The organism is Amycolatopsis sp. NPDC048633 (genome assembly GCF_040650695.1).
Lineage (GTDB): Bacteria > Actinomycetota > Actinomycetes > Mycobacteriales > Pseudonocardiaceae > Amycolatopsis.
Genome location: NZ_JBEZHS010000016.1, coordinates 40,938 through 67,599, shown reverse-complemented (window position 1 = coordinate 67,599; position 26,662 = coordinate 40,938). Strand labels below are relative to the sequence as shown.

Here is a 26,662-nt window from a genome sequence, read left to right as displayed (position 1 = left end):
GCCTCCATTCAACCCGATGCCGGTGCTTCACCGGGTGAGCCGGCCGCGCGGCGCAGTGCGTCCCGCGCGCGGTCGACGAAGCCCGGACCCGGCCACAGCTGGTCGGCCTGCGGCATGCGGTCGGACAGGTCGGGGTGCGGCAGCGACGCCGCGGCGTCCCGGACCGCCAGGACCTCCCGGCCCAGCTCGGCCCGCCGTTCGGGGGAGCAGGTGAGCCGCACCTGGCGGACCGCCGCCGGCCCCTCGTCGCGGACGTGCCGGCGCACGGCGCGAATCAGCCCGCCCAGCAGGCGCTCGAACCGGGTCTCCTGCGGTCCCGCGCCTTCCAGCTGGCGCATGAGGCCGTCCGCCTCCGCGAGAGCGCCGTCACCGTCGAGAAAGGACTCTTCGGCGACGGCGTGCCGGACGAGCTCCGCGACCAGGTGGTCGGCGAGGTCCTTGCGGTTCTCGGGACTGCCCTGGCCGAGCTCGATCTCGGTGCACAGCCGGTCCAGTTCCCGGTGGTCGCGGGCGAGGACAGTGGTCAGGTCGGTTGCGGGCTGGCTGCCGTTCATGCACGCTCCTGGTCCGGACTCGGGGTTTCCCGGACGGATACCCGCTGCCCGCCCGCCGAATCCCGTGTCGGCCCGGCCGGCGCCGGGTATCCGTCCGGAGAACCGGCCCCCAAGGAGGATGATCATGGCTGCGCCGTCATCGGTGATCGAGCGCGAACGCAAGTACGAGATCGTGGCGGGCAGCGGGGTGCCCCGGCTCGTCGGCGTCGCGGGCGTCGAGATCCAGGACGACCCGGTCGAGCACATCCTCGACGCCTCCTACTACGACACCGAGACCTTCCGGCTGGCCGGGAGCGGCATCACGCTGCGGCGCCGCGTCGGCGGCCACGACGCCGGCTGGCACCTCAAGCTGCCGGTCTCCGCCGACGCGCGGCAGGAGATCCAGCTGCCGCTGGGCGGTGACCCGAACAAGGTCCCCGGCCGGCTGCGCCGGCTCGTGCGCGCCTACACGCTGGGGGAGAAGCTGGTGCCGATCGCGCACCTGCGCACCGACCGGTTCGCCCACCGGCTGGCCGACGGCGACGGCCGGACCATCGCGACCCTCACCGACGACCACGTGACGGGGGAGGCCGGCGGCGAGAGCGCGCGGCTCGACGAGTGGCGCGAGCTGGAGCTGGAGCTCGACCCCGCGACCGAACCCGGCCTGCTCGACGAGTTCGACCGGGCGCTGGCGGAAGCCGGCGCGTCGGCCTCACCGTGGCCGTCGAAGCTGCGGCGCCTGATCGGCGACCGTGTGCCCGCGCCGCCCCGCGGCCGCAAGAAGCCGAGGGCGGGCGAGGTCGTGCTGACGTCGCTGCGCGAGCACTACGCCCGGCTGCGCCGCGCGGACGTCGGGGTCCGGCTGGACGTCGAGGACTCCGTGCACCAGCTGCGCGTCGCGACCCGGAAGCTGCGCAGCGCCCTCCGGACGTTCGGGTCCGTGGTGGACGAGGACGCGACCGCGCCGCTGGCGGCCGAGCTGAAGTGGCTCGGGCAGCAGCTGGCGCCGGCCCGGGACGCCGAGGTGAGCGAGGAACGGCTCCGCGAGCAGCTCGACGACATCCCCGCCGAGCTGGTGTTCGGGCCGCTGCGCCAGTACCTCACCCGCTATTTCGCCCGCGAGGCCGAAGAGGGCCGGACCCGGGCGATGGCGGCGCTGACCGGTAAGCGGTACTTGAAGCTGCTGCGCGCGCTGGACACCGTGGTGACGGAACCGCCGCTGACCGGCCGGGCGCGCAAGCCCGCGAAGTCCGCGTTGCGCGAGCCGGTGCGCAAGGCCGCCGCGAAGCTGCGTCGCGCCGAAGCGGCGGCGAGCGGTCTGGAGGGTCACGAGCTCGAGACGGCGCTGCACGAGGTCCGCAAGAAGGCGAAGCGGGCCCGCTACGCCGCCGACACTGTGAAGCCGGTGTACGGCAAGAAGCTTCGGCAGTGGCGCAAGAACGTCAAGGCCGTCCAGAGCACGCTGGGCGAGCACCAGGACACCACGGTCGGCCGGGACGTCCTGCACCACCTCACCATCGCCGGGCACGGCGAAGGCCAGAACACCTTTACCTTCGGGATGCTGTACGCGCGGGACGCCGAGACGGCGGAGAAGCTGCGCGGGCGGTTCGCGGGGGAGTGGCGGCGGCTCCGGAAGGGCGGGCGCCCGGGCTGGCTGCGCTGACCCGCCCCGAACCGTCTTGAACGACTCATTCACCGCGTCCGAGGGCAGGAATGAGTCGTTCAAGACGTCGGGCGAGGGGGACGGGAACCGGTGGGCGGCGACTCAGCCTTCGCCGGTGAGCTTCCCGCGGAGCTGCTCCAGAGTCTGCGACAGCAGCCGGGAGACGTGCATCTGGGAGATGCCGACGCGGTCGGCGATCTGGGTCTGGGTCAGTCCGCCGAAGAACCGCATCACGAGGATCGCGCGCTCCCGCTGCGGCAGCTCCTGCAGCAGCGGCTGGAGGGCCTCGTGGTTCTCGACCATGGCCATCTCGTGGTCGGGTTCCCCCATGGTGTCCGCCAGCGACAGCGCCTCGGCGTCGTCGTGCACCGGCTTGTCGACGGAAAGGGCCTGGTAGGCGTTGCCGGCCAGCAGCCCTTCGCGGACTTCGTCGACGTCCAGGCTCAGGTGCGCGGCCAGCTCGGTCGGCGTCGGTGCCCGGCCCAGCCGCTGCGACAGCGCCGCGGAGCCCTGGCTCAGGGACAGGTGCAGCTCCTTGAGGCGCCGCGGGACCCGCACCGACCAGCCGGTGTCCCGGAAGTGCCGCCGCACCTCGCCCATGATCGTCGGCACCGCGAAGGACAGGAAGTCGTGGCCGCGGGTGGGGTCAAACCGGTCGACCGCGTTGATCAGGCCGATCCGCGCCACCTGGACGAGGTCCTCGCGCGGCTCGCCGCGGCCCGAGAAGCGGGTGGCGATGTGCTCGGCGAGCGGCAGCAGCTCGGTCACCAGCCTGCTGCGGACGACCTCGCGCCGCGGGTCGTCGGGGCCGAGGGTGCCCAGCTCCTCGAACAGCGGTTCGCAGTGGGCGTATTCGTCCGGGCGGTGGAGGACGGTTTTGCGCTCGCTGCTCACGCGCTCGTTCCCGGGTTGAGCACCAGCTCGATCGTGACGATGCCCGCGCCTCCGCCGGGAAGGACGTCGCAGTGCGCGGTCACCGACCGGCTCAGCGTGGTGAGCACGTGCCAGCCGAACGTGCGGTCGCTCGGCGGCCGCGGGTCGGTCGAGCGCGTGGAGACGGTCACGTGCAGGCCGTCGGGGCCCTGCCGGAAGCGGCAGTGCAGCTGGGTGCCGAGCTCGGCCAGCTGGACGAGCTGGGCGCACGCCTCGTCGACGGCCATCTTGGCGTCGGCGATGGCGTCCAGCCCGAAGTCCGCGCGCGAGACGACGCCGTGCGTGAGCATCCGGACGAGGGGGATCTGCTCCGCCATGGCGGGCAGGCGCAGCTCCACCAGTTCCTCGAGCAGCTCGTCCAGCGTCGGCTTGCCGCCGTGCGAGCTACCGCTTCGTGTTTCTTCCATGCCGGGGGTACTACCCATCTGGGCGAACGCTGACACTTCGTGGTCAGGGGTTTCCGGCTTGGTCACCGGCCCAGCGCCCGTTCGAGTTCCTTCTTGGTCATTGTCGAGCGGCCGTCGATGTTCCGCTTCTTCGCTTCGTTGTAGAGCTGGTCCTTCGTCGGGCCGCCGGGGCCCTTCCGGTTGCCGGACCGCTCACCGCCGCGCTGCTGCGGGGACTTGTCCTGGACCGACGTCCTGCTGGCCTGCCGGGACTCACCCGACTGGGCGCGGTTCTTGTTCACCGTCCGGGCCGCGATCTCCTCCGCCCGCTCGGTGCTCGCTCCGCGGTCTTCGGCCGAGTCCTTGACGTGCTCATACTGACGCTCGCGCTTGGCACTCCACGATCGGGGCATGACCGCTCCCTTCTCCCGCGCGAGGGATACCCGGCGGATCATCGGGTAAACGTCACCTCCGGGCGGCCGGTTACCGCGCGCGTGCGGCGGGTATGCGGGGAGCCGACCGTGAGGAGGCGCCGATGAAGATCGGCTACACGCTGATGACCGAGCAGGCCGGGCCGAACGAGCTGGTCCGGTTCGCCGCCGGTGCGGAACAGGCCGGCTTCGACTTCGAGGTCATGAGCGACCACTACTCGCCCTGGCTCGCCGAACAAGGCCACTCGCCCTACGCGTGGAGCGTGCTGGGCGCCGTCACGCAGGTCACCGACCGCGCCGAGCTGATGACCTTCGTGACCTGCCCGACCATGCGGTACCACCCGGCGGTGGTCGCGCAGAAGGCGGCGACCGTGCAGGCGCTCTCGAACGGCCGGTTCACCCTCGGGCTCGGGGCGGGCGAGAACCTCAACGAGCACGTCGTCGGCCGCGGCTGGCCGCCGGCGAACGTCCGGCACGACATGCTCGCCGAAGCCCTGCAGATCATCGGCGGCCTGTTCGACGGCGGCTACTTCGACTACGAGGGCAAGCACTTCCGCGTCGACTCGGCGAAGCTGTGGGACCTGCCCGGGAAGCGGACGCCGATCGGGGTCGCCGTGTCTGGTTCGCAGTCGATCCAGCGGTTCGCCCCGGTGGCCGACGCGATGATCGCCGTCGAGCCGAAGGCGGAGCTCTCGAGCGAGTGGGACGCGACGAAGCCGGGCCCGCCGACCCGCAAGATCGCGCAGCTGCCGGTGTCGTGGGGCACCGACCGCGACGCCGCCGTGAAGCGCGCGCACGAGCAGTTCCGCTGGTTCGCCGGCGGCTGGAAGGTCAACGCCGAGCTGCCGGGTCCGGCCGGGTTCGCCGGGGCCACGCAGTTCGTCCGCGAGGAGGACGTCGCCGGCTCGATCGCCTGCGGCCCGGACGTCGAGCCGATCGTCGAGGGCGTCCGCGAGTTCGAGAAGGCGGGCTTCACCGACGTCGCCCTGATCCAGATCGGGGGCGACCAGCAGGAAGGCTTCCTGGACTTCGCCGAGAAGGAGCTGCTCCCGGCGTTGCGTGAGTAGCTCAGACCGGTGCGGGTTCGGGGCGCCGGTCGGCGATCGTGAGACGCCGGTCGGCCTCCGTCACCCGCAGGGCCCGGCGGACCATCGGGTTCGTGCCGGCGACCACCAGCAGCTCGGTGCCGCTCTGCTCGGCCTGCAAGGCCGTGCGCAGTAGCACCCGGACGCCCGCCACCCCGAGGAAGTCCACTTCGGACAGATCGAGGACCAGCCGCTCCGGGGCCGCCCGCAGGCGCTCCGAAACCAGGGCGGCGAGGTCGCCGGCCGTCGCGGTGTCGAGGGCTCCGCGGACGGTGACCAGCACCGCGTGCGGAGCGGGCCACGTCGTACGCAGCCGCAAAGAGGGATTTCGTGGTCGGGGGACCTGCACGCCGGTTCGCCGCCGTCCTGGTGCCGCGCGGGCCGCAGCGCCGCGCTCGAGGGTGTTCCGAGCCGGCTGCTGTGCTGAACCGATGGGCCGAGCCTAACCGTGTGCGAGCCCCCCGCAACCGCCGTTGCTCCGTTCGGGCGCGTGGCCCGCCGTGGTGGTGACCGCTTGTGCCCGGGCTCGACGGGGTGCAGTAATCTCGCGCTGGACCCGTTAAAGCGCTAGCGGCCCACTAGTGGCGCGCGCCCGGGTCCTCCCTGGTGAAGAGCGCCCTGAGAACCAAGAAGAGGGGCGTCACCAGGATGACGGGCGGCCATGAGCAGCTCACCGCGCGGCTGGACGAAGTCACCGTCGCGATGGAGTCCTTGACCGTGATGCTGGACTCCGAGCTCGACCTCGGCCAGATGTTGCAGGCGGTGTGCGACCACGTGGTGCAGGTGGTGCCGGGGGCCGACATGGCGAGCATCACCCTGGTGCGGGAAGGCGTGCCGGACACGGTGGCCAGCACCGACCAGCGGGCGGTGAACTTCGACCGCGAGCAGTACCGGATCGGGGACGGTCCGTGCCTGCGCGCGGCCGAGACCGGGCAGCCGGTGCGCGTCGGGGTCGGCGCGGTGGGCGACGTGTGGCCGCAGTTCGTGTCGAAGGCCGAACAGCTGGGCGTGGCCAGCTTCCTGGCGGCGCCGCTGACCGTGGACGGGGACATGTCCGGCGCGGTGAACCTGTTCGGCTTCGGCGAGCACGGTTTCAGTGAGCTGAGCACGAAGATCCTGGAGCTCTACACGGCGACGGTGGTGTTCGGCCTGCGCAGCGCGCGCCGCTACTTCGCGGCGCGCGAGCTGATCGACCAGCTGAACCGCGCGCTCGAGACGCGGGCGGTGATCGACCAGGCCAAGGGGATCCTCATGGCCGCGCACCGGATCACCGCGGAGGAGGCGTTCCAGCGGCTGGTGAAGCGCTCCCAGGACGGCAACCGGAAACTGCACGAGGTGGCGGCGGAGTTCGTGGAGGCGGTCGCGACCACCACAGCCTGAACAGTCGGCTCACGTACCCAGGCAGTCGGTTCGCGTACCTGGAGGGTCGGACAGCGAGCCGACCCTCTGGGTACGCGAACCGACCCTCCAGGTACGTGAGCCGACCCTCTGGGTCAGGTTGCCGGGACCTCGTCCGGCGGCGCCTCGGTGCCGGCCACCGGGTCGGGCCGGTGTCTGCTGCGCTGGCACGTCGTGCAGACCAAGGTCCGGCCGAGCACCGTCCCGTCGTCGGCCACGACCTGGGCCACGTGCATCGTCGGGAAGCCGCAGACTTCGCAGGGCAGCGACCCGTCCTCATGGCTGATGCGGATCTGGGTGCCCATCCGGACCTCCTGGTGTGACGTGGGTCTCACATACCTTGCCGGTTTCCCGCTCCGAACCTGTCGAATTCACTCGTTCGGCCTAGCGTCGAGTGTCTCCGGGAACCCGTTCGATACCTCTTGTGTTTGGTCGGGTAGGACCGGGTAATCGGCCGGCGAACGGTTGACCGGGGATTGCCGGAGGGGAGCGAACATGCGAGACAAGCGAAACGACCTGCGACCGGTGGCGGACCTCCTCCTCGAGGGCGGGGACACACCGGCACAGGCCACGACCCGGCGCAAGGCGGCGCTGGCCGTCGCGGCGAACGCGAAGGACCCCGAAGACTGCGCCCAGCTGCTCGAGATGCTGGGCCTGCACCGGGCCGGAAGCCGCAGCAGCGAAGTCGCCTGACGCACGTCACGCACCGCGACGACGCCGCGTTTCGCGCCTCCTCCACGCGGGTATCGCTGCCGGTGAGGAGGTCGCGACATGGCCAGACCGGTGTGGAACGGCGCGCTGAGCCTGGGGTTGGTCACCGTGCCGGTGGAGCTGTACCCGGCGGTGGCGGACCACACGATCCACTTCCACCAGTTCGAACGCGGGACGGCGGACCGGATCCGCAACCGCCGGGTCAACGAGCGGACCGGCGACGAGGTGACCCAGGACGAGATCGTCAAGGGCTACGACCTCGGCGGCGGCGACCACGTGCTCGTCGAGCCCGACGAGCTGGACGAGATCGCCCCCGAGCGGTCCCGGCGGATCGACATCGAGCAGTTCGTCGAGCTCGACGAGATCGACCCGTGGTTCTACGATCGCACGTACTGGCTCAAGCCGGCGAAGGAGGACTTCGCGAAGGCGTACGGCCTCCTGCTGCAGGCGATGGACCGCAGCGAGAAGGCCGGTGTCGCGAAGTTCGTCCTGCGCGGCAAGGAGTACCTCTGCGCGATCCGCGCCGGCGAGGACGTCATGGTGCTCAACACCCTGCACTTCGTCGCCGACCTGCGGAAGCCGAAGGAGGTCATGGGCGGCCTGCCCAGCCTGCCGAAGCCGCGGCCCAAGGAGCTCGACATGGCGCTCGCGCTCGTCGACGAGATGACCGCGCCGTGGAAGCCCGGCGACTACCGCGACGAGTACACCGAGCGCGTCGAGGAGCTGATCAAGGCCAAGGAGCAGGGCAAGGAGATCGCCCACGAGGAGGAGCCGGAGCCCTCGGCCGACGTCGTCGACCTCTTCGAGGCGCTGTCGCGCAGCGTGAAGGGCCGCAAGGGCGGCGGCAAGAAGAAGACGACGAAGAAGAAGGAGCCCGACCTCGCCGACCTGTCCAAGTCCGACCTGGACAAGCTCGCTCGCGAGCAGGGCGTGAAGGGGCGGTCGAAGATGACCCGCGCCGAGCTGGAGAAGGCGCTGAAGGCGTCGTGACCGGCCCCGGCTGGCGTGAGCCGACGCTGGCCACGCTCACCGGCCGCCGGTTCTCCGACGAGGACTGGATCTACGAGCGCAAGCTTCGCCGCGCTGCAGCCCCGGATCCACGTCAGCGACCCGGCCCGCGCGCGGGCGACCGGCGTGCCTCTGCGGCAGCGGAAAGCGTTGCTGCGCAACGCGTTCGACTTCGCGGACCCGCTCCGGCTGTCGGCCCACCGGAACACCGAGGGCGAGAAGTTCTTCGCGGAGGCCTGCCGGCGCGGCTGGGAGGGCGTCATCGCGAAGCGGGCGGACGCGCCGTACCACCACGGACGGTCACCCGACTGGCTGAAGTTCAAGTGCGCGCAGGGGCAGGAGCTGGTGATCGGCGGCTTCACCGACCCGCAGGGCGCCCGGCACGGCTTCGGCGCGCTCCTGCTCGGCTACCACGAGGACGGCGGCCTGAGGTACGCCGGCAAGGTCGGCACCGGGTTCGACGAGAAGCTGCTGTCGTCCTTGCACGCACAGCTGCGCGAGCGGGAGACGCCGCGCTCGCCGTTCGCCGGGCCGGTGAAGGAACCGGGCGCGCACTGGGTCGAGCCGGACCTGGTCGCGCAGATCGACTTCTCCGAATGGACGCGTGACGGGCGGCTGCGGCACCCGCGGTTCGCCGGGCTGCGCGAGGACAAGAAGGCCGCGGACGTCGTACGGGAGCGGGCGTGAGTGACGAGATTTCGCATGCGGACAAGGTGTTCTACCCCGGTGACGGGCTGACGAAGGGCGACGTCGTCGAGTACTACCGCGCGGTCGCCGGCGTGATGGTGCCGCACCTGCGCGGCCGCCCGCTGACGCTGCGGCGGTTCCCGGACGGCATCGAAGAACAGGGCTGGTTCCAGAAGCACCCAGGGGAGCACTTCCCGGACTCGATCCGCGTCGAGAGCGTCCCCCGGCGCGGCGGGGGCACGGACGACTACGTGGTCTGCGAGGACGCCGAAACGCTGGACTACCTGGCGCGGCAGGGCACCCTGGAGTTCCACATCTGGCTGTCCACAGTGGATGCGCCGGAGCGGCCGGACCGCCTGGTGCTGGACCTCGACCCGCCGGACGGCACGCCGGTCGCCGAGCTGCGCGCGGTCGCGCGGCGGATCCGCGACCACTACGAGCGGGTGGGGCTGACGCCGTTCGTCCAGGCGACCGGCGGGCGCGGCTTCCACGTGCTCGCGCCCCTGGACGCGAAGGCGGACACCGAGGTCGTGCTCGAGCTGTCCCGCGCGCTGGCCGACGCCGTGGCCGCGGACGACCCGGACCGCCTGACGACGGCCCAGCGCAAGGACAAGCGCGGCGACCGGATCTTCCTGGACGCCAACCGCAACGGCTACGCGCAGACGTTCGTCGCGCCGTACTCGCTGCGCGCCCGCCCGGGTGCGGCGGCCGCGACCCCGCTGGACTGGCGCGAGCTGGGCAAGGCCGAGCCGGCCGGCTGGAGCCTGGCGAAGGAGAAGCAGCGGCTGGCGCGCAAGGACGACCCGTGGCGGGACCTGGACGAGCACGCGGGCTCGGCGGAAGCGGCGCTGAAGAAGCTGAGCTGAGCGCGGCCGCGGCTCACTCGAACGCCTGACGGTCGGCCGCAAGCGGGTGACCCGGGTTCCTCCCCGTGCGGCTCGGGTACCCCGCGGGCATGAGCCGGAGCCGAGGAAAAGTCGAAGTCGCGACCCGCGTCGTCCTGGACACCCCCGAGGACCTGGCCGAGCACTACACCCCGGGCGTCGCGGACCAGGCGAAGCGGGTCGCGGACGATCCGTCGGTGCTCGCGCGCGAGACCGTGAAGGGCAACTCCGTCGCCATCGTGTCCGACGGGTCCGCCCTGCTCGGGCTGGGTGACCAGGGGCCGGCCGCCGCGCTGCCGGTGATGGAGGGCAAGGCGGCGCTGCTCAAGCGGTTCGCCGACGTCGACGCGTGGCCGATCTGCCCGGTCAGCCGCGAACCGGACGACCTCGTCCGCACCGTGAAGGACCTCGCGACGTCGTTCGGTGCGATCAACCTCGAGGACATCGCCGCGCCGCGGTGCTTCACGATCGAGCGGCGCCTGCACTCCGAGCTGGACATCCCGGTGTTCCACGACGACCAGCACGGGACGGCGGTCGTCGTGCTCGGCGCGCTGTACAACGCGCTGAAGCTGACCGGCCGCGAGCCCGGCGGCACCTCGGTCGTCATCGCCGGGGCCGGTGCGGCGGGCAGCGCGATCGCGCGGCTGCTGCTGCGGGCGGGCTACAACTCCGAGAGGGTCGTCGTCTGTGACAGCGAAGGCGTGCTGCACCCGGACCGGGAGGTGATGGGGGAGAAGCACTGGCTGGCGGAGAACACCAACTCCGCCGGTGCCACCGGAAGCGTCCAGGACGCGCTGCGCGACGCGGACGTGTTCGTCGGGGTCAGCGCGGGCGGCCTCCTCGACCCGGGCGACGTCGCCGCGATGGCCGATCGCGCGATCGTGTTCGCCCTGGCCAACCCGGACCCGGAGGTCGACCCGGACGCGGCGCGTGAGCACGCGGAGATCGTCGCTACCGGCCGCAGCGACTTCCCCAACCAGATCAACAACGTGCTGGCGTTCCCGGGGATGTTCCGCGGCCTGCTCGACTCGGGCGCGCAGCGGGTCACGGGGGAGATGCTGCTGGCGGCGGCACACGCACTGGCGGACGTGGTGGGCGACGACCTGGACGCGGGGCACATCGTGCCGAGCGTGTTCGACGAGGCGCTGGTGCCGGCGATGGCGGAGGCGGTCGCCGGCGCGGCGAAAGCGGCCGAGTAGCCGAATAGTCCTTTATGGACTCCAGGCTCAGTGCGAGTCGGCGGCCGGGGTGGTGCCGTCGGTAGCGGGCTTGCGGGCCGTCTCGGCGCGGGCGATGTGCCACGCCACCAGCGCGCCGGCGCCGACCGTGCCCCAGAGCACGAGCCCCGCGTCGCGGGCGAACAGGCCGACGACCAGCATGACCGCCGCGGTGACGTCGCAGAGGACCAGCAGCAGGTTCCATCGCTTGGCCTCGCGCAGCGTGCGGCCGCTGAACGCGGCGGCGAACGTGGGGTCGCTCGCCTGCAGCTCCAGCTCGATCTCACGCAGGGCGTGGCGTTCGCGATCCGGCAGCATAGGGGGCCTCCTCGCCTCGGCTATCGGAGTGGTACCCGTTCCGCTTCCGTCCGAAGCGGCGCTTTCTCGTGAAAGTCAGTGGTTGTCGCGGGGGATGCCCTTCGTCTTCGCGATCCGTTGGTAGGCCACCGCCGGGCGCAGCACCATGCCGTCGCAGAGCTGGTCGACCAGGGACCGCTGGATCTCCTGCCACGGCGTCTGCGAGTCGGGGACCGGGTACCCGCCCGCTTCGGCCAGCTCCTTGTGGCGCAGTGCGAGCTCTTCGTCCGGAATGAGCACATCGGCGGTGCCGGCGGCGAGGTCGATCCGCACCCGGTCGCCGGACCGCAGCACGGCGAGCCCGCCACCGGCCGCGGCTTCGGGGGAGGCGTTGAGGATCGACGGCGACCCGGACGTGCCCGACTGGCGGCCGTCGCCGAGGCACGGCAGCTCGCGGATCCCCTGCTTGATCAGGGCCGCCGGGGGCCGCATGTTCACGACCTCGGCCGCGCCCGGGTAGCCGAGCGGCCCGGTGCCGCGCATGACGAGCAGCGAGTGCTCGTCGGCGCCGAGGTCCGGGTCGTCGATGCGGGCGTGGTAGTCCTCCGGGCCGTCGAACACGACCGCGGTGCCTTCGTAGACGCCGCCGGCCAGGTACCGGCGTCGGAACTCGGGCGAGATCACGCTGGACTTCATGATCGCGGCGTCGAAGAGGTTGCCGCGCAGCACGAGGAACCCGGCGTCGGCCACCAGCGCGGTGTCGAACGTGCGGATGACGTCGCGGTCGCCGGCCTCGGCGTCACGGCAGTTGTCGCCGATCGTGCGGCCGTTGACCGTCGGCGCGTCCTCGTGGACGAGCCCGTGCCGCATCAGCTCGTGCACCACGGCCGGGACGCCGCCCGCGCGGTGGAACTCCTCGCCGAGGTACTTGCCGGCCGGCTGGAGGTCGACCAGCAGCGGGACGTGGTGGCCGAGCCGCTGCCAGTCGTCGAGCGGCAGGTCGACGCCGACGTGCCGGGCGATCGCGCCGATGTGGATGGGCGCGTTGGTCGAGCCGCCGATCGCCGAGCTGACCACGATGGCGTTCTCGAACGCTTCGCGCGTCATGATGTCCGACGGCTTGAGGTCCTCGCGCACCAGCTCGACGATCCGCAGCCCGGTGCGGTAGGCCATCCGCGCCCGGTCGCGGTGCGGCGCCGGGATGGCCGCGCAGCCGGGCAGGCTCATCCCGAGCGCTTCGGCGAGCGCGTTCATCGTGGAGGCGGTGCCCATGGTGTTGCAGTGCCCCGGCGACGGCGCGGACGACGCGACGAGCTCCATGAACCCGGCGTCGTCGATCTCCCCGGCGGCGAGCAGCTCGCGGGCCTTCCAGACGATGGTCCCGGACCCGGTGCGCTCGCCGTTGTGCCACCCGTTGAGCATGGGCCCGCCGGACAGCACGATCGCGGGGATGTCGACGGTGGCGGCGGCCATCAGGCACGCGGGGGTGGTCTTGTCGCAGCCGGTGGTGAGGACGACGCCGTCGATCGGGTAGCCGTAGAGCGTCTCGACCAGGCCGAGGTAGGCGAGGTTGCGGTCGAGCGCGGCGGTCGGGCGCTTGCCGGTCTCCTGGATGGGGTGCACCGGGAACTCGATGGCGATCCCGCCGGCCTCGCGGATGCCTTCGCGGGTGCGGTCGGCGAGCTGCAGGTGGTGCCGGTTGCAGGGGGACAGGTCCGAGCCGGTCTGCGCGATGCCGATGATCGGCCGGCCGGACTGCAGCTCCTCCCGGGTGAGCCCCCAGTTCATGTACCGCTCGAGGTAGAGCGCGGTCATCCCGGGGTCGGCGGGGTTGTTGAACCAAGCTTCGCTGCGCAGTCCCATACCGGCCAGTCTGTCAACCGCGGTCGCGGAATGCACGCCCCGTCCGGTGGTGCCGCGAATGACTCATTCCGGGCGCCGGAGGTCCCGAATGAGTCATTCGCGACCTCCGACGGGCGGGCCCGGATCCCTCGGGCCCGGCCGGAAGCCCCGGGCAGGCCACCCGCGCCGGTGGCCTGCCCCGGGGACTCAGCCGAGGCCGTTGAGCCCGATCACCCGGGAGTACCAGTGGGCGCTGCGCTTCGGCGTCCGCCGCTGCGTCGCGTAGTCGACGTGGACCAGGCCGAACCGCTTCGCGTACCCCTCGGCCCACTCGAAGTTGTCGAGCAGCGACCAGTAGAAGTACCCGCGCAGGTCGACCCCGGCCGCCAGGGCGTCGTGCGACGCCCGGAGGTGGGAGTCCAGGAACGCCACGCGGTCGGTGTCCACGATTTCACCGCCGTCGGAGACGACGTCCGGGTAGGCCGCGCCGTTCTCCGTGATGTACAGCGGCACCCGGCGGTAACCGCGGTGCACCTGCAGCAGCGACTCGGTCAGCCCGGCCGGCTGGACCTCCCAGCCGGAGTCCGTGCGCGGGGCCGCCGGGTCCGGGACGAAGTGGACGTCGCCCGCGCCGACCCACTCCGGGCCCGCCGGCTCGCTGCCCGGCACCGGGCGGCCCGCGACGCGGTAGTCGCGGTAGTAGTTCACGCCCAGCCAGTCGACGTGCGCCGCGATGATCGCGCTGTCCTCGGGCTCGACGACGTCGCCCAGCCCGAACGGCTCGAGGTCGGCGACCAGGTCGTCCGGGTAGCCGCCACGCAGCACCGGGTCGAGGAACAGCCGGTTCTGCAGCCCGTCGATCCGGCGGCACGCGGAGACGTCGGAGACGTTCGCCGGGTCGTGCGGCACGACGGGGTAGAGGTTGAGCGTGATCCCGGCCGGGATGCCCGGCGCGTGCCGGCGGATGACGTCCATCGCCAGCCCGTGCCCGAGCAGCAGGTGGTGCGTGGCGGCGACGGCGGCCGGGTGGTCGGTGCGCCCGGGCGCGTGGATGCCGCCCGCGTAGCCGAGCATCGCCGCGCACCACGGCTCGTTCAGCGTCGACCAGCTGGCGACGCGGTCGCCGAGGCGCTCCAGCACCGTCTCGGCGTACTCGGCGAACCGGTACGCGGTGTCCCGCGACGTCCAGCCGCCCTTCTCCTCCAGCGCCTGGGGCAGGTCCCAGTGGTAGAGCGTCGCCCACGGCTGGATCCCGGCCTCGAGGAGGGAGTCCACCAGCCGGTCGTAGAACGCGAGCCCGGCGGCGTTGGGGGCGCCGCCGTCCGGGCGCACCCGGGGCCAGGCGAGGGAGAAGCGGTAGGCGCCGAGGCCGAGCCGGCGCATCAGGTCGACGTCCTCGGAGTACCGGCGGTAGTGGTCGGCGGCCGGGTCGCCGGAGTCGCCGCCCACGACCGCGCCCGGACGGCGTGCGAAGACGTCCCAGACCGAGTCGGTGCGACCGTCGGCCGTCGTGGCCCCTTCCACCTGGAACGCCGCGGTGGCGGCGCCCCAGACGAAGCCGGGCGGGAACATCAGCGCTGTCTCCGCCCGAACGCTGTCGGGTTGTACGGACATGTTCACCCTTTCACGGCACCTTGCATGATCCCGGCCACGATCTGGCGGCCGAGGAGGAGGAAGACGATGAGGATCGGGATGGTGGCCAGGGTCGTTCCGGCCAGCACCAGCGAGTAGTCGACGTAGTAACCGCTCTGCAGCTTCTCCAGGGCGACCTGGACGGTGGGGTTGCCCGCGTCCAGCACCACCAGCGGCCACAGGAAGTCGTTCCAGGACATCATGAACGTGAACATCGCGAGGATCGCCGCGGCCGGGCGCACCGCCGGCATGCAGACGTTCCAGAAGATCCGGATCATGCTGCAGCCGTCGACGCGCGCGGCCTCGATCAGCTCGTACGGCAGTGCGTCCACTGTGTACTGCCGCATCCAGAACACGCCGAACGCGGTGACCAGGTTGGGCACGATCACCGCCGTCAGGGTCCCCGTCCAGCCCAGTTCGGACATCGCGATGAACAGCGGGATGATGCCGAGCTGGGTGGGCACCGCGAGCGTGACGACGATGAACACGAACAGCTTGTCGCGTCCCCGGAACCGCAGTTTCGCGAAGGCGAACCCCGCCAGCGAGGAGAACAGCACCGTCGTCAGGGTCACCGTGCCGGACACGATGACGCTGTTGGCCAGCGCCTTCCAGAACGGCACGGTGTCGAACACCCGCGCCGCGTTGGCGAAGAAGTTGCCACCGGGCACGAACGGCGGGATGCGCTCGGTGAGCATCCCGTTGTCGCGGCTGGCCACCAGGAACGACCAGTAGAACGGGAACAGCGACCCGAGCACGAAGATCGCCAGCACGATGTAGGTCGCCTTGCGCGGCTTGCCGAGCAGGGCGACCCGCCGTCGCAGTCCACTCTGGAGTGTCGTCATTTCTTCTTCACCGTCGGGGTACGCGCCAGCCGGCCGGTGAGGAAGAAGTTCACCAGCGCGATGAGCACGATGATCAGGAACAGCACCCAGGCGATCGCCGAGGCGTAGCCGAGATCGGCGTTCTGGAACGCCGTCTGGTAGAGGTACAGCGTCACGGTCTGGAACTGGTTGGTGGAGCCGCCGTTGTTCGACCCGGGCATGGCGTCGAACAGCTTCGGCTCGGTGAAGATCTGCAGGCCGCCGATCGTCGAGGTGATGGTGACGAAGACCAGCGTCGGCTTCAGCAGCGGCAGCGTGACGTTGAAGAAGCGGCGCCACGTGCCCGCGCCGTCGATCAGTGCCGCCTCGTGCAGCTCCTTGGGGATGGCCTGCATGGCCGCCAGCACGATCAGGGCGTTGTAGCCGGTCCAGCGCCAGTTCACCATGATCGCGATCGCGACGTGGCTGCCGAACCGGCTGGCCTGCCAGTCGACCGGCTCCAGCCCGATGGTCTGCAGTACGCCGTTGATCAGCCCGTACTTCGGGCCGAAGAGGTTGGCGAAGATGATGCCGATGGCGACCAGGCTGGCCGCGTACGGCAGCAGGATGCCGACTCGCCAGCCCGTCGCGCCGCGCAGCCGGGCCCCGAGCAGCGCCGCCAGGAGCATCGCGATGATGAGCTGCGGGACGCTGGAGAGCAGGAAGATGCTGATCGTGTTCGTCAGCGCGTTCCAGAACTGCGCGTCGGCGAAGAGCTCCTTGAAGTTGCCGAGGCCGATGAAGTCGGGGTCGTCGCTGCCGGCTTCCCACTTGAACAGCGAAACGTACGCGGTGTAGAGCAGCGGGAACAGCCCGACGATCCCGAAGAGGATGAAGAACGGCGCGATGTAGAGGTACGGCGAGACCTTGACGTCCCACCGGCTCAACCGGTGACGGAAGGTGGGCCGGGGAGACGTGCGCTCCCCGGCCTTGCTCCCTTCCGGCGCGATCTTGTCGATGACGGTCATCTGCTCAGCGCGTGATCTTCTTCGCGGCTTCGACCATCTGGTTCCAGCCGTCCGCCGGCGACTTGCCCTGTTCGACCGCCTGCAGGGCCGGGCTCGACGCGTTCTCCTGGATCTGGCCGTCGCCCGGGCCCTTGTACTGCGGCTTCTGGACCTTCTTGGCCTGCTCGGCGAACAGCTCGCCGACCTTCGTGCCGCCGAAGTAGTCATCGGTCTTGCTCAGCAGCGCGGGGTCCGTCAGCGCCTTGACCTGGCTCGGGAAGGTGCCCTTGGCCTGGAACGCCTTGATCTGCTGCTCCGGGGCGGTCAGCCAGGCCGCGAGCTCGGCGGCTTCCTTCGGGTGCTTCGACTGCGTCGGGACGGTCAGGTACGAGCCGCCCCAGTTGCCGCCGCCGCCGGGGAAGGCCGCGGTGACCGCCCACTTGTTCGCGTTCTCCGGGCCCGCCTGCTCCTTGATCACGCCGAGCATCCAGGCGGGGCACACCTTCGTGGCGAAGGCGCCCTGCTTGAAGCCGGTGTTCCACTCGTTGCTGAACGCGGTGAGCTTGGCCGACTCGCCCTTGGCGACGGCGTCGGTGACCTTGGTCCAGGCGTCCTTGATGCCCTGGTTGCCCTCGACGGCGAGCTTGTCGTCGCTGCCGATGTAGCCCTGCGGGAGCTGGTTGACCATGGCGTTGAAGTTCTGCGCGGCCGAGTCGAACCAGGCCTTGCCCTTGGTCTTCGACACGTAGTCGGCGCCGGCGGCGAAGTAGCTGTCCCAGGTGGCGAACAGGGGCTTGACCGCTTCGGGGTCCTCAGGCAGGCCGGCGGCCTTGAACATGTCCTTGCGGTAGCACATGGCGAGCGGGCCGATGTCGGTCCCGTAGCCGATCAGCTTGCCGTCCTTGGTCTTGGCGGCTTCGTACTTCCAGTTCAGCCAGCGGTCGGGGGAGGCGTCGGCCGGACCGATCTTGCTCAGGTCGTTGAACTTGGAGCCCTTGTCGAGGAAGTCCGAGAGGTGGCCCTCTTCGAGCGCCGTCACGTCGGCGAGGCCCGAGCCCGCGGCCATCTTGGTGACGAGTTCCTCGTGGTAGGGGCCGCCCTGGCCGGTCTTGCGGTGGGTGATCTTGATGTTGGGGTGCAGCCGCTCGTACTCCGGGATGAGCGCCTCGTAGCCGAACTCGGTGAACGTCGCCAGCGTCAGGTCCACGTGCTCGTTGGGAGCCGCTGCCGGCGGGGTTTCGTCACCGCCGCTACCGCAGGCCGTGGCGCCGAGCGCCGTCATCGTGATGCCCAGTGCGAGGACCAGGCCGTTCCGGATCGTTCTCACGTGTCCAACCACCTTGTTGACGGGAATGAGCGCTCTCACTGCTGGGAGCCCGACTGGGAGCGCTCCCAGGTGTGGCAGAGTCTGGTTGGGGGCTTCACCGGTGTCAAGGGGTCGTAACCGGAGCGTTTCCTGCGAGGAGCGCTCCCGGACTTCGTCCGCGGGTGCCGGTTAAGCTGTCGACGTCAGGGTGGTCGTGGGAGCGAGGGCGGTAGGCGTGGGGCCTCGAGCAGGGGATGAAGAGCGGCCGACGTTGGAGGACGTCGCAGCGTTCGCCGGCGTGTCGCGGTCGACGGCGTCGCGCGCGCTGAACGACGACGCGTACGTCAGCGCGGCGGCGCGCGAGAAGGTCCTCGCCGCGGCCCGTGACCTGGGCTATTCCCCGAACCAGGCGGCCCGCTCGCTGGTCACCCGCCGCACCGGGGCCGTCGCGGTGGTGCTGTCGGAGCCGGAGTCCCGGCTGCTCGACGACCCGTACCGCGCCGCCGTCATGCGCGCCGGCTACCGCGAGCTCGCCGACGTCGGCCGGCAGATGGTGCTGATCTTCAGCGACATCCGCGAGGACCTGAGCCGGACCGTCCGGTTCCTGGAAGGCGGGCACGTCGACGGCGCGCTGGTGTTCGCGCCGCACCGGGCCGACCCGCTGCCCAAGGCGCTGCGGCTGCTGCGCATCCCGGTGGTGTTCGGCGGCCAGGCGGCCGGCATCCGCCGCGGCGTCCACGTCGTCGACTTCGACAACGAGGGCGGCGCCCGGCTCGCGGTCGAGCACCTGGTCGCGGCCGGGCGGCGGCGGATCGGCACCATCGCCGGGCCGCAGGACCAGGGCGCCCCGATCGACCGGCTGGCCGGCTGGCGCAAGACCCTCCTGGACGCCGGGCTCGACCCCGCCGACCTGGCCGAAGAGGCCGACTTCACGCTGTCCGGCGGCGCGAACGCGATGTCCGCGCTGCTGGCCCGCCACCCGGACCTCGACGCGGTGTTCGTCGCGAGCGACATGATGGCGGTGGGTGCGCTGCGCACCCTCGACTCGGCGGGCCGGCGCATCCCCGAGGACGTCGCGGTGGTCAGCTTCGACGACAACGCGACGCTCGCCCCGGCGATGGACCCGCCCCTGACGTCGGTCCACCAGGACCCGCGCGAGCAGGTCCACGCGATGGTCGAGACGCTGATGCAGCTGCTCGACGACCAGAACCTCAAGCCCCGGCAGCAGATCCTCCCGGTCTCCCTGGCGGTCCGCGCGTCCAGCTGACGCCGTGTCGGCTCGGCAATCACGCGAGTCGACCTCCTGATCACGCGTGTCGACCCTTGCCGCACGGACCCGACCGGCGACCTCGCGTGCCCGGAGGGTCGGCTGACGTATCCGGAGCGTCGGCTCGCGTGCCTGGAGGGTCGGCTCGCGTGTCTGGAGGGTCGACACGCGTGATTGCGGGGTCGACACGGTCCGGGGCTCCGGTGGCTGGGAGCGGTCCCGCCTGAGGTGCACGCCTTTGGCGCTAAACGGTGTTTCCTCGGCACTGACCGTGACCGACTCGTTGGGCCGTTCGAGTGAGTGGACGACCATCGGCGGGGGCTGTTCAGGAGTGTTCAGCGGGTCCTCGTTCGCCAGGGGCGCCGATGTGACGTCCGCGCTCGCGGTGTCCTTCTGACTCGATTCTTTACATCCACGTTTCCGGCTGGCTACCGTCTGCGCCTGGAAGCGCTCCCAGATCGCTGGCTCCCTACGGACAAAGGAGTTCCGAAGCCATGCGTTCCTCTCCCCGATGGCGCCGATCGCGCCTGCCGCGTGGCCGCGCCCTGGCCTTGGCTTCGGCCACGGTCGCGTTCGCCGCCGCACTGGTCGCCCCACCGCCGGCGCTCGGCGCCGACATCGCCTGTTCCGTCACCTACACCACCAACGACTGGGACTCCGGGTTCACCGCCAACGTCTCGCTGCGCAACGACGGCGCGGCGCTCGACAGCTGGAAGGTCGGCTGGACGTTCCTCGACGGCCAGAAGGTCCAGCAGGGCTGGAGCGCCACCTTCGCCCAGAGCGGCGCCGCGGTCACCGCGACGAACCTCTCCTACAACGGCCACCTCGACACCGGGGCGAGCACCAGCTTCGGCTTCAACGGCTCGAAGGGCTCCGCCAACCGCCCACCCACCGACTTCTCCGTCAACGGCTCCGCGTGCACCGGCGCGAACAAGGCCCCCACCGTCAGCCTGACCTCGCCGGCGTCGACCGGCACCTACTACGCCCCGGCCACGATCCCCCTGGCCGCGACGGCCGCCGACACCGACGGCACGGTGGGCAAGGTCGAGTTCTACGCCGGCGACACGCTGCTGGCCACCGACACGGCCGCCCCGTTCGAAGGCAGCTGGGCCAACGTCCCCGCCGGGACGTACTCGATCACGGCCAAGGCCTACGACAACAAGAACGCTTCGACGACGTCCAGCCCGGTGAGCGTGAAGGTCCTTTCCGGGCCCACGATCGTCGCGGCCCCGGCGACCGCGCAGGTCAAGCAGGGCGGGACGACGACGTTCGCGGTCACCCTGGCCGGCGCCCCGTCTTCGTCGGTGGCCGTGGCGGTCGCCCGCACGGCGGGGAGCGCGGACCTGACCGCGAGTCCCACCACCCTCACCTTCACCGCGGCGAACTGGAACGTGGCCCAGAACGTCACGATCACCAGCGCCGACAACGGCGGCACGCTGGGCAGCGCCACCTTCACCGCGAGCAGCAGCGGGTACACCGCGGCCACGGTGGCGGCCAGTGAGATCTCGTCGTCCACTTCGGACTACCAGGTCGCGTTCCTGACCCAGTACAACAAGATCAAGGACCCGAACAACGGCTACTTCCGCAAGTTCGGGAACATCCTGGTGCCCTACCACTCGATCGAAACGCTGATCGTCGAGGCGCCGGACCACGGCCACGAGACGACGTCGGAGGCGTTCAGCTACTACCTGTGGCTCGAGGCCTCGTACGGTCAGATCACCGGGGACTGGGCGCCGTTCAACGCCGCCTGGACCTCGATCGAGACGTACGCGATCCCGTCGGCGGCCGACCAGCCGGGCAACTCCGGCTACAACGCGAGCAAGCCCGCGACCTACGCGGCGGAGTACCCGAGCCCGAAGTCCTACCCGTCGCAGCTGCAGACCGGCGTGTCCGTCGGCGCCGACCCGATCGCGGCGGAGCTGAAGGCGGCCTACGGCTCGGCGGACGTCTACGGCATGCACTGGCTGCTCGACGTCGACAACATCTACAAGTTCGGCCACTGCGAGGACGGCACGAACACCGCACCCGCGTTCATCAACACCTTCCAGCGCGGTTCACAGGAGTCGGTCTGGGAGACGATCACCCAGCCGAGCTGCGACGTCCTGAAGTTCGGCGGCAAGAACGGCTACCTCGACCTGTTCACCGGCGACACCTCCTACGCCAAGCAGTGGAAGTACACCAACGCGCCCGACGCGGACGCCCGCGCCGTGCAGGTGGCCTTCCAGGCCGAAAAGTGGGCGGCCGCCCAGGGCAAGAGCTCCGACGTCGCGGCCGTGGTGAAGAAGGCCTCGAAGATGGGCGACTACCTGCGGTACTCGCTGTTCGACAAGTACTTCAAGAAGATCGGCAACTGCGTCGGCGCGTCGAGCTGCGCGGCGGGCAGCGGCAAGGACAGCGAGCACTACCTCGTCTCCTGGTACTACGCCTGGGGCGGCTCGATGGACTCGTCCAGCGCGTGGGCGTGGCGGATCGGGGACGGCGCGGCGCACCAGGGTTACCAGAACCCCTTGGCGGCGTATGCGTTGTCGACGGACCCGGGCCTGAAGGTGACGTCGGCGACCGGCGCGAGTGACTGGGCGACCAGCCTCGGCCGGCAGATGGAGTTCCTGCAGTGGCTCCAGTCGTCCGAAGGCGGCCTCGCCGGCGGCGCGACCAACAGCTGGGAGGGCCAGTACGGCACGCCACCGTCCGGCACGCCGACCTTCTACGGCATGTTCTACGACCAGCAGCCGGTCTGGCACGACCCGCCGAGCAACCAGTGGTTCGGGTTCCAGACCTGGGGCATGGAACGCATCGCCGAGTACTACCAGGCCACCAACGACGCGCGGGCCAAGAAGATCCTCGACAAGTGGGTCCCGTGGGCCATCGCGGGCACCACGGTCGGGTCCGGCGGGAGCTTCCAGATCCCGGCCGACCTGACCTGGAGCGGCGCGCCGGACACCTGGAGCGCCACCAGCCCGGGGTCGAACAACGCCCTGCACGTCACGGTGAAGAACTACAACAACGACGTCGGTGTCGCGGCTTCGCTGTCGAAGACGTTGCTCTACTACGCGTCCGGCTCGGGTAACGCCCAGGCCAAGACCGTGGGGGAGCAGCTGCTGACGGCGCTCTCGGCGAACACCGACAGCAAGGGCATCGCGGTGCCGGAGACCCGGACGGACTACAACCGGTTCGACGACACCTACAACGCCACCACCGACCAGGGCCTGTACGTGCCCACCGGCTGGACCGGCACGATGCCGAACGGCGACCCGATCAGCTCGAGCTCGACGTTCACCTCGATCCGCTCCTTCTACAAGAGCGACCCCCAGTGGCCGAAGGTCCAGTCCTACCTGGACGGTGGCGCCGCGCCGACCTTCACCTACCACCGGTTCTGGTCGCAGTCGGAGATCGCCACGGCGTTCGCCGCGCACGTCGCCCTGTTCGGCTGAAAGGCACTCGATGAAGCGACTGCTCTCCCTCGCGGTCGCCGCACTGGTCGGGGGCGCCGTTCTCACGGCGTCCCCGGCCGCCGCGGCCCCGCAAGCCACCCAAGCCGCCGCGGTCGGCACCGGCACCGGGTACTGGCACGCGAACGGCTCCCAGCTGGTCGATGCCACCGGCGCGCCGGTCCGGATGACCGGCGTCAACTGGTTCGGCGCCGAAACCGGCAACTACTCGCCGCACGGCCTGTGGAGCCGCAACTACCAGGACATGCTCGACCAGATGGCGAGCCTCGGCTACAACACGCTGCGGCTGCCCTACTCCAACCAGCTCTTCGACTCCGGCGTCAAGCCGAACAGCATCGACGCCGTCCAGAACCCGGACCTGCAAGGGCTTTCCGGTCTGCAGGTGCTCGACAAGATCATCGCGTACGCCGGCACGAAGGGCATGCGCGTCATCCTCGACCAGCACCGGCCGGACTCCGGCGCGCAGTCCGCGCTCTGGTACACCAGCGCCTACCCCGAGAGCCGCTGGCTGTCCGACTGGACCATGCTCGCCCAGCACTACAAGGGAAACACCACGGTGATCGGTGCGGACCTGCACAACGAGCCGCACTCGATCCAGGGTGGCGGCGGCGCGTGCTGGGGCTGCGGCGACACCGCGACCGACTGGCGGCTGGCCGCCGAACGCGGCGGCAACGCGGTCCTGTCCGCCAACCCGGACTGGCTCGTCATCGTCGAAGGCGTCGACTGCGTCAGCGGCACCGGCGACCCGCAGTGCGGCTGGTGGGGCGGCAACCTCTCCGGCGCGAAACAGTTCCCGGTGCGACTGTCCAAGCCGGACAAGCTCGTCTACTCGGCCCACGAGTACGCGACGTCCGTCTTCGCCCAGCCGTGGTTCTCGGACCCGTCCTTCCCGGCGAACCTGCCAGCGCTGTGGGACCACTTCTTCGGCTACCTGCACAAGCAGAACATCGCGCCGGTGCTGCTCGGCGAGTTCGGCTCCACGCTCGCAGACCCGCGCGACAAGACCTGGCTGCAGGAGCTGATGAAGTACGCGGGCACCGGCACGACCGGCATGAGCTTCACGTACTGGTCGTGGAACCCCAACTCCGGGGACACCGGCGGCATCCTCAACGACGACTGGACCACGGTCGACCAGGCCAAGCAGGCGATCCTCCAGCCGTACCTGATCCCGCCCGTGGGCGGCGGTGGCGGGACGACCGACCCGCCGCCCGCGGTGAGCTGCGGGGTCACCTACCACGTCGACAACGCGTGGCAGGGCGGCTTCGTCGCTTCCGTGACGCTCAAGAACACCGGCACCACCCCGCTGAAGACCTGGGCGCTCGGCTGGACCGTGCCGTCCGGGACGCAGATCACCGGCGGGTGGGGTGCCACCGTCACCCAGTCCGGGCAGCAGGCGACCGCCAAGGCTCCCACCTGGGCGCCCGACCTGGCCGGCGGCGCTTCGACGTCGATCGGCATCCAGGCGACCGGGGCTTCGACCGGCTCGCCCGGCGGCTTCGCCGTCGGCGCGACCGCGTGCACCACCTGACCCGTCCACCGAACACGAAGGAGCACACTCGATGAAGAGTGAATTCTGGAACCCGAAGAGGAAGGTGCGGCTCGCCGCGGCTTCCTCGGTGACGGCCGCCGCGGTCGTCGCGGGGCTGCTGGTGGCCGGCGGCAGCCCGGCGACCGCCGCCTCGGGCTGCAAGGTCACCTACACCGTCAACCAGTGGGACACCGGCTTCACCGCGAACCTCGCCGTGACCAACCTCGGCGACGCCGTCTCGAGCTGGGACGTCCAGTGGGACTTCGCCGGCAACCAGCAGGTGCAGCAGGGCTGGAGCGCGACGTTCAGCCAGAGCGGCAAGCGTGTGAGCGCGAAGAACCCGTCGTGGGGCGGTGCGCTCGGGTCCAACGCGACTGCGAGCTTCGGCTTCAACGGCTCCTACTCCGGCACGAACGCCGTCCCGGCGTCGTTCTCGCTGAACGGCGTCACCTGTGACGGCGGGACCACCACCACTCCGACCACGACGCCCACGACCCCGACCACCCCGACGACGCCCACCACGACCCCGACGACCACGACCACGCCCCAGCCGGGAACCCACGTCGACAACCCGTACTCCGGGGCCAAGGGGTACGTGAACCCGGACTGGTCGGCGTCGGTGACCGCCGCGGCCGCGACCACGGGCGGCACGCTCGGCTCCCAGATGGCCAAGGTGGCGAACACCTCGACCGCGGTGTGGCTCGACCGGATCGCGGCGATCGAAGGCACGTCGAGCGCGCGCGGCCTGCGCGGGCACCTCGACGCGGCGCTGGCCCAGCAGAGCGGCGGGACGCCGGTGACGATCCAGATCGTCGTCTACGACCTGCCGAACCGCGACTGCGCGGCGCTGGCGTCCAACGGCGAGCTGCAGGCCGGCTCGAACGGCCTGGCCCGGTACAAGAGCGAGTACATCGACCCGATCGCCTCGATCCTGTCGGACTCGAAGTACGCGCCGCTGCGGGTCGTGGCGGTCGTCGAGCCGGACTCGCTGCCCAACCTGATCACCAACACCGCGACGGCCAAGTGCGCCGAAGCGCAGTCGACCGGGGCGTACACCCAGGGCATCCAGTACGCGCTGAACAAGCTGCACGCGATCTCCAACGTCCACAACTACCTGGACATCGCGCACTCGGCGTGGCTGGGCTGGGACAGCAACTTCGGCCCGTTCGTCAACCTGGTCAAGCAGACGCTGCAGGGCACGACGGCGGGGGTCAACAGCATCGACGGCTTCATCAGCGACACCGCCAACTACACCCCGCTGACCGAGCCGAACCTGCCCGACCCGAACCTGACGGTCGGTGGCCAGCAGATCAAGTCGGCGACCTTCTACCAGTGGAACCCGTACTTCGCCGAGGTGCCGTTCGCCACGGCGATGTACAACGCGTTCGTCTCCGCGGGCCTGCCGAGCGGCATCGGCATGCTGATCGACACCTCCCGCAACGGCTGGGGCGGTTCGGCGCGGCCGAGCAGCGCGTCGGGGTCCACTGTGGACAGCTACGTGAACTCGGGCCGGATCGACCGGCGGCTGCACCGCGGCAACTGGTGCAACCAGAGCGGAGCCGGGCTCGGCGTGCGGCCCACCGTGTCGCCCGCGGCGCACTTCGACGCCTACGTCTGGATCAAGCCGCCGGGTGAGTCCGACGGTGCGAGCCAGCAGATCCCGAACGACGAAGGCAAGGGCTTCGACGGGATGTGCGACCCGGCCTACCACGGCAGCGACCAGGCCAACGGCGGCAACCTGACCGGCGCCCTGCCGAACTCGCCGCTGTCCGGCAAGTGGTTCCAGGCCCAGTTCGAGCAGCTGGTCCAGAACGCCTACCCGGCGGTGCAGTAGGACACCCCGGGCCGGGCGGTGCCGTACAGCCCCCGTCCGGCCCGGGTTTCCACTCCCGGCGCGTGTTCGTTCAGCGCGCCGGGCCGAGGTCTTTGCGGAAGGACAGCCGGTCCAGTCCCGGCCCGTCGTAGTCGGGCTGGACCGGCAGGCCGTCGACCTCCTTCGGCCCGGGTTCGGTGACGAACCCCAGCCGGGTGTGGAAGGCGTGGGAGGCCTTGTTCACCGGCGACGTGATGGCGCGGACGGTGCTCCGCCCGTGCGCGCGGCTGTAGGCGAAGAAGCGCTCGTACAGCTCGGCGCCGAGCCCCTTGCCGCGCTCGGCGGGGTCGACGCCGACGAAGTGGATGTAGCTCTCGGCCGGCCGGGACGGCGAGAGGAACCCGATCAGGAACGCGACGATCCGGTCGTCGCCGGTCACCAGGAAGCTGCTGCCGGTGAAGTGCTGGAACATCAGCTTCGGGAGGAGCAGGGCCCGCTGGCGGGAGCCTTCGTCGCCGCCGAGGCCGCCCCACCAGGAGTCGAGGACCGCGAGGACGGGCAGGTGATCGTCCGGGCCGGGGTGGCGGACGGGGTGGCCGAAGAGCGGGGTCAGGTCCGGAGTCGTCACGCGGTCAGGGTGCCAAACGGGGGAGCGGCGCGCGAGCGGTTTTGCGGCCGGGCCGCACGGTCCACTGTGTTCTGACCATCGACAGGAGTTCGCCGGGTGTCCGTCCTCGAAGAAAATCCGTCCCGGACCTCCGAGGCGTCCCCTCGCCGGCACCCGG

24 protein-coding genes and 1 pseudogene are annotated in these 26,662 nt (G+C 70.8%); 12 read left to right on the top strand and 13 right to left on the bottom strand.

What is annotated here, in order from left to right; all coding sequences use genetic code 11:
• Positions 1-8: 8 nt before the first annotated feature.
• Complete coding sequence (locus AB0C38_RS26600; RefSeq protein WP_360678075.1) at positions 9-554, bottom strand: hemerythrin domain-containing protein; 546 nt, start codon at positions 552-554, stop codon at positions 9-11.
• A gap of 124 nt (positions 555-678) precedes the next feature.
• Between AB0C38_RS26600 and AB0C38_RS26595 the strand changes: the two genes are divergently transcribed.
• On the top strand, positions 679-2,196 hold the full coding sequence (locus tag AB0C38_RS26595) for a CYTH and CHAD domain-containing protein (protein WP_360678074.1): 1,518 nt from the start codon (positions 679-681) through the stop codon (positions 2,194-2,196).
• Between the two features lie 102 nt (positions 2,197-2,298).
• Here AB0C38_RS26595 and AB0C38_RS26590 read toward each other — a convergent pair whose 3' ends face one another.
• The 3 genes from AB0C38_RS26590 to AB0C38_RS26580 all read right to left on the bottom strand — a co-directional run bounded on the left by AB0C38_RS26590 (position 2,299) and on the right by AB0C38_RS26580 (position 3,928).
• Complete coding sequence (locus tag AB0C38_RS26590) at positions 2,299-3,090, bottom strand: SigB/SigF/SigG family RNA polymerase sigma factor (RefSeq protein WP_360678073.1); 792 nt, start codon at positions 3,088-3,090, stop codon at positions 2,299-2,301.
• Positions 3,087-3,536: an ATP-binding protein gene (locus tag AB0C38_RS26585; protein ID WP_360678071.1), complete on the bottom strand. Its 450-nt coding sequence runs from the start codon at positions 3,534-3,536 to the stop codon at positions 3,087-3,089. Before AB0C38_RS26585 ends, AB0C38_RS26590 begins: the two co-directional genes overlap by 4 nt.
• 62 nt (positions 3,537-3,598) lie before the next feature.
• Positions 3,599-3,928 (bottom strand): plasmid stabilization protein, encoded by a 330-nt coding sequence (locus AB0C38_RS26580; RefSeq protein WP_360678069.1) that lies wholly within the window; start codon positions 3,926-3,928, stop codon positions 3,599-3,601.
• A gap of 122 nt (positions 3,929-4,050) precedes the next feature.
• On the opposite strand from AB0C38_RS26580, the gene AB0C38_RS26575 reads away from it, so the two are divergent.
• Positions 4,051-5,013, top strand: coding sequence for a TIGR03557 family F420-dependent LLM class oxidoreductase (locus AB0C38_RS26575; protein WP_360678067.1), 963 nt, complete (start codon positions 4,051-4,053; stop codon positions 5,011-5,013).
• A 1-nt stretch (position 5,014) separates the two neighbouring features.
• Here AB0C38_RS26575 and AB0C38_RS26570 read toward each other — a convergent pair whose 3' ends face one another.
• Positions 5,015-5,350, bottom strand: a complete 336-nt coding sequence (locus AB0C38_RS26570) for an STAS domain-containing protein (protein ID WP_360678065.1) — start codon at positions 5,348-5,350, stop codon at positions 5,015-5,017.
• Between the two features lie 329 nt (positions 5,351-5,679).
• Between AB0C38_RS26570 and AB0C38_RS26565 the strand changes: the two genes are divergently transcribed.
• On the top strand, positions 5,680-6,411 hold the full coding sequence (locus AB0C38_RS26565; RefSeq protein ID WP_360678063.1) for a GAF and ANTAR domain-containing protein: 732 nt from the start codon (positions 5,680-5,682) through the stop codon (positions 6,409-6,411).
• A gap of 113 nt (positions 6,412-6,524) precedes the next feature.
• Here the strand turns inward: AB0C38_RS26565 and AB0C38_RS26560 are convergent, their stop codons facing one another.
• Positions 6,525-6,734, bottom strand: coding sequence for a hypothetical protein (locus tag AB0C38_RS26560; RefSeq protein WP_360678061.1), 210 nt, complete (start codon positions 6,732-6,734; stop codon positions 6,525-6,527).
• 190 nt (positions 6,735-6,924) lie between these two features.
• Between AB0C38_RS26560 and AB0C38_RS26555 the strand changes: the two genes are divergently transcribed.
• From AB0C38_RS26555 to AB0C38_RS26535, 5 genes and pseudogenes are all read left to right on the top strand, one after another.
• Complete coding sequence (locus tag AB0C38_RS26555) at positions 6,925-7,122, top strand: hypothetical protein (protein ID WP_360678059.1); 198 nt, start codon at positions 6,925-6,927, stop codon at positions 7,120-7,122.
• 78 nt (positions 7,123-7,200) lie between these two features.
• Positions 7,201-8,130, top strand: coding sequence for a Ku protein (locus AB0C38_RS26550; protein WP_360678057.1), 930 nt, complete (start codon positions 7,201-7,203; stop codon positions 8,128-8,130).
• Positions 8,127-8,835: pseudogene (locus AB0C38_RS26545) on the top strand (ATP-dependent DNA ligase). The gene AB0C38_RS26550 and the pseudogene AB0C38_RS26545 overlap by 4 nt, the downstream one beginning before the upstream one ends.
• The gene (gene ligD, locus AB0C38_RS26540; protein WP_360678055.1) at positions 8,832-9,701 is read left to right on the top strand and encodes a non-homologous end-joining DNA ligase; all 870 of its coding nucleotides are present in this window, start codon (positions 8,832-8,834) and stop codon (positions 9,699-9,701) included. Before AB0C38_RS26545 ends, ligD begins: the two are co-directional and overlap by 4 nt.
• An 89-nt stretch (positions 9,702-9,790) precedes the next feature.
• A complete protein-coding gene (locus tag AB0C38_RS26535) occupies positions 9,791-10,918 on the top strand; it encodes a malic enzyme-like NAD(P)-binding protein (RefSeq protein ID WP_360678053.1) in 1,128 nt (375 codons plus the stop codon).
• 27 nt (positions 10,919-10,945) lie between these two features.
• Here the strand turns inward: AB0C38_RS26535 and AB0C38_RS26530 are convergent, their stop codons facing one another.
• From AB0C38_RS26530 to AB0C38_RS26505, 6 genes are all read right to left on the bottom strand, one after another.
• Positions 10,946-11,254 (bottom strand): DUF3040 domain-containing protein, encoded by a 309-nt coding sequence (locus AB0C38_RS26530; RefSeq protein ID WP_360678051.1) that lies wholly within the window; start codon positions 11,252-11,254, stop codon positions 10,946-10,948.
• 75 nt (positions 11,255-11,329) lie between these two features.
• Positions 11,330-13,096 carry an IlvD/Edd family dehydratase gene (locus AB0C38_RS26525; RefSeq protein WP_360678049.1) on the bottom strand — a complete coding sequence of 589 codons (1,767 nt, stop codon included), beginning with the start codon at positions 13,094-13,096 and terminating at the stop codon, positions 11,330-11,332.
• A gap of 186 nt (positions 13,097-13,282) precedes the next feature.
• On the bottom strand, positions 13,283-14,695 hold the full coding sequence (locus AB0C38_RS26520; protein ID WP_360678047.1) for a GH1 family beta-glucosidase: 1,413 nt from the start codon (positions 14,693-14,695) through the stop codon (positions 13,283-13,285).
• Positions 14,692-15,549: a carbohydrate ABC transporter permease gene (locus tag AB0C38_RS26515; RefSeq protein ID WP_360678045.1), complete on the bottom strand. Its 858-nt coding sequence runs from the start codon at positions 15,547-15,549 to the stop codon at positions 14,692-14,694. The genes AB0C38_RS26520 and AB0C38_RS26515 overlap by 4 nt, the downstream gene beginning before the upstream one ends.
• On the bottom strand, positions 15,546-16,535 hold the full coding sequence (locus AB0C38_RS26510) for a sugar ABC transporter permease (protein ID WP_360678043.1): 990 nt from the start codon (positions 16,533-16,535) through the stop codon (positions 15,546-15,548). Before AB0C38_RS26510 ends, AB0C38_RS26515 begins: the two co-directional genes overlap by 4 nt.
• A 4-nt stretch (positions 16,536-16,539) precedes the next feature.
• A complete protein-coding gene (locus AB0C38_RS26505) occupies positions 16,540-17,841 on the bottom strand; it encodes an ABC transporter substrate-binding protein (protein WP_360678041.1) in 1,302 nt (433 codons plus the stop codon).
• A 250-nt stretch (positions 17,842-18,091) separates the two neighbouring features.
• Here AB0C38_RS26505 and AB0C38_RS26500 point away from each other — a divergent pair, with 250 nt between their 5' ends.
• From AB0C38_RS26500 to AB0C38_RS26485, 4 genes are all read left to right on the top strand, one after another.
• Positions 18,092-19,087, top strand: coding sequence for a LacI family DNA-binding transcriptional regulator (locus AB0C38_RS26500; protein WP_360678039.1), 996 nt, complete (start codon positions 18,092-18,094; stop codon positions 19,085-19,087).
• Positions 19,088-19,581: 494 nt separating this feature from the next.
• On the top strand, positions 19,582-22,518 hold the full coding sequence (locus AB0C38_RS26495) for a glycoside hydrolase family 48 protein (RefSeq protein WP_360678037.1): 2,937 nt from the start codon (positions 19,582-19,584) through the stop codon (positions 22,516-22,518).
• A gap of 10 nt (positions 22,519-22,528) precedes the next feature.
• Positions 22,529-24,064 (top strand): cellulase family glycosylhydrolase, encoded by a 1,536-nt coding sequence (locus tag AB0C38_RS26490; protein ID WP_360678035.1) that lies wholly within the window; start codon positions 22,529-22,531, stop codon positions 24,062-24,064.
• Positions 24,065-24,095: 31 nt separating this feature from the next.
• A complete protein-coding gene (locus AB0C38_RS26485) occupies positions 24,096-25,898 on the top strand; it encodes a glycoside hydrolase family 6 protein (protein WP_360678033.1) in 1,803 nt (600 codons plus the stop codon).
• Positions 25,899-25,968: 70 nt separating this feature from the next.
• On the opposite strand, the gene AB0C38_RS26480 is transcribed toward AB0C38_RS26485, so the two are convergent.
• Complete coding sequence (locus AB0C38_RS26480) at positions 25,969-26,505, bottom strand: GNAT family N-acetyltransferase (RefSeq protein ID WP_360678031.1); 537 nt, start codon at positions 26,503-26,505, stop codon at positions 25,969-25,971.
• Between the last annotated feature and the right edge of the window lie 157 nt (positions 26,506-26,662).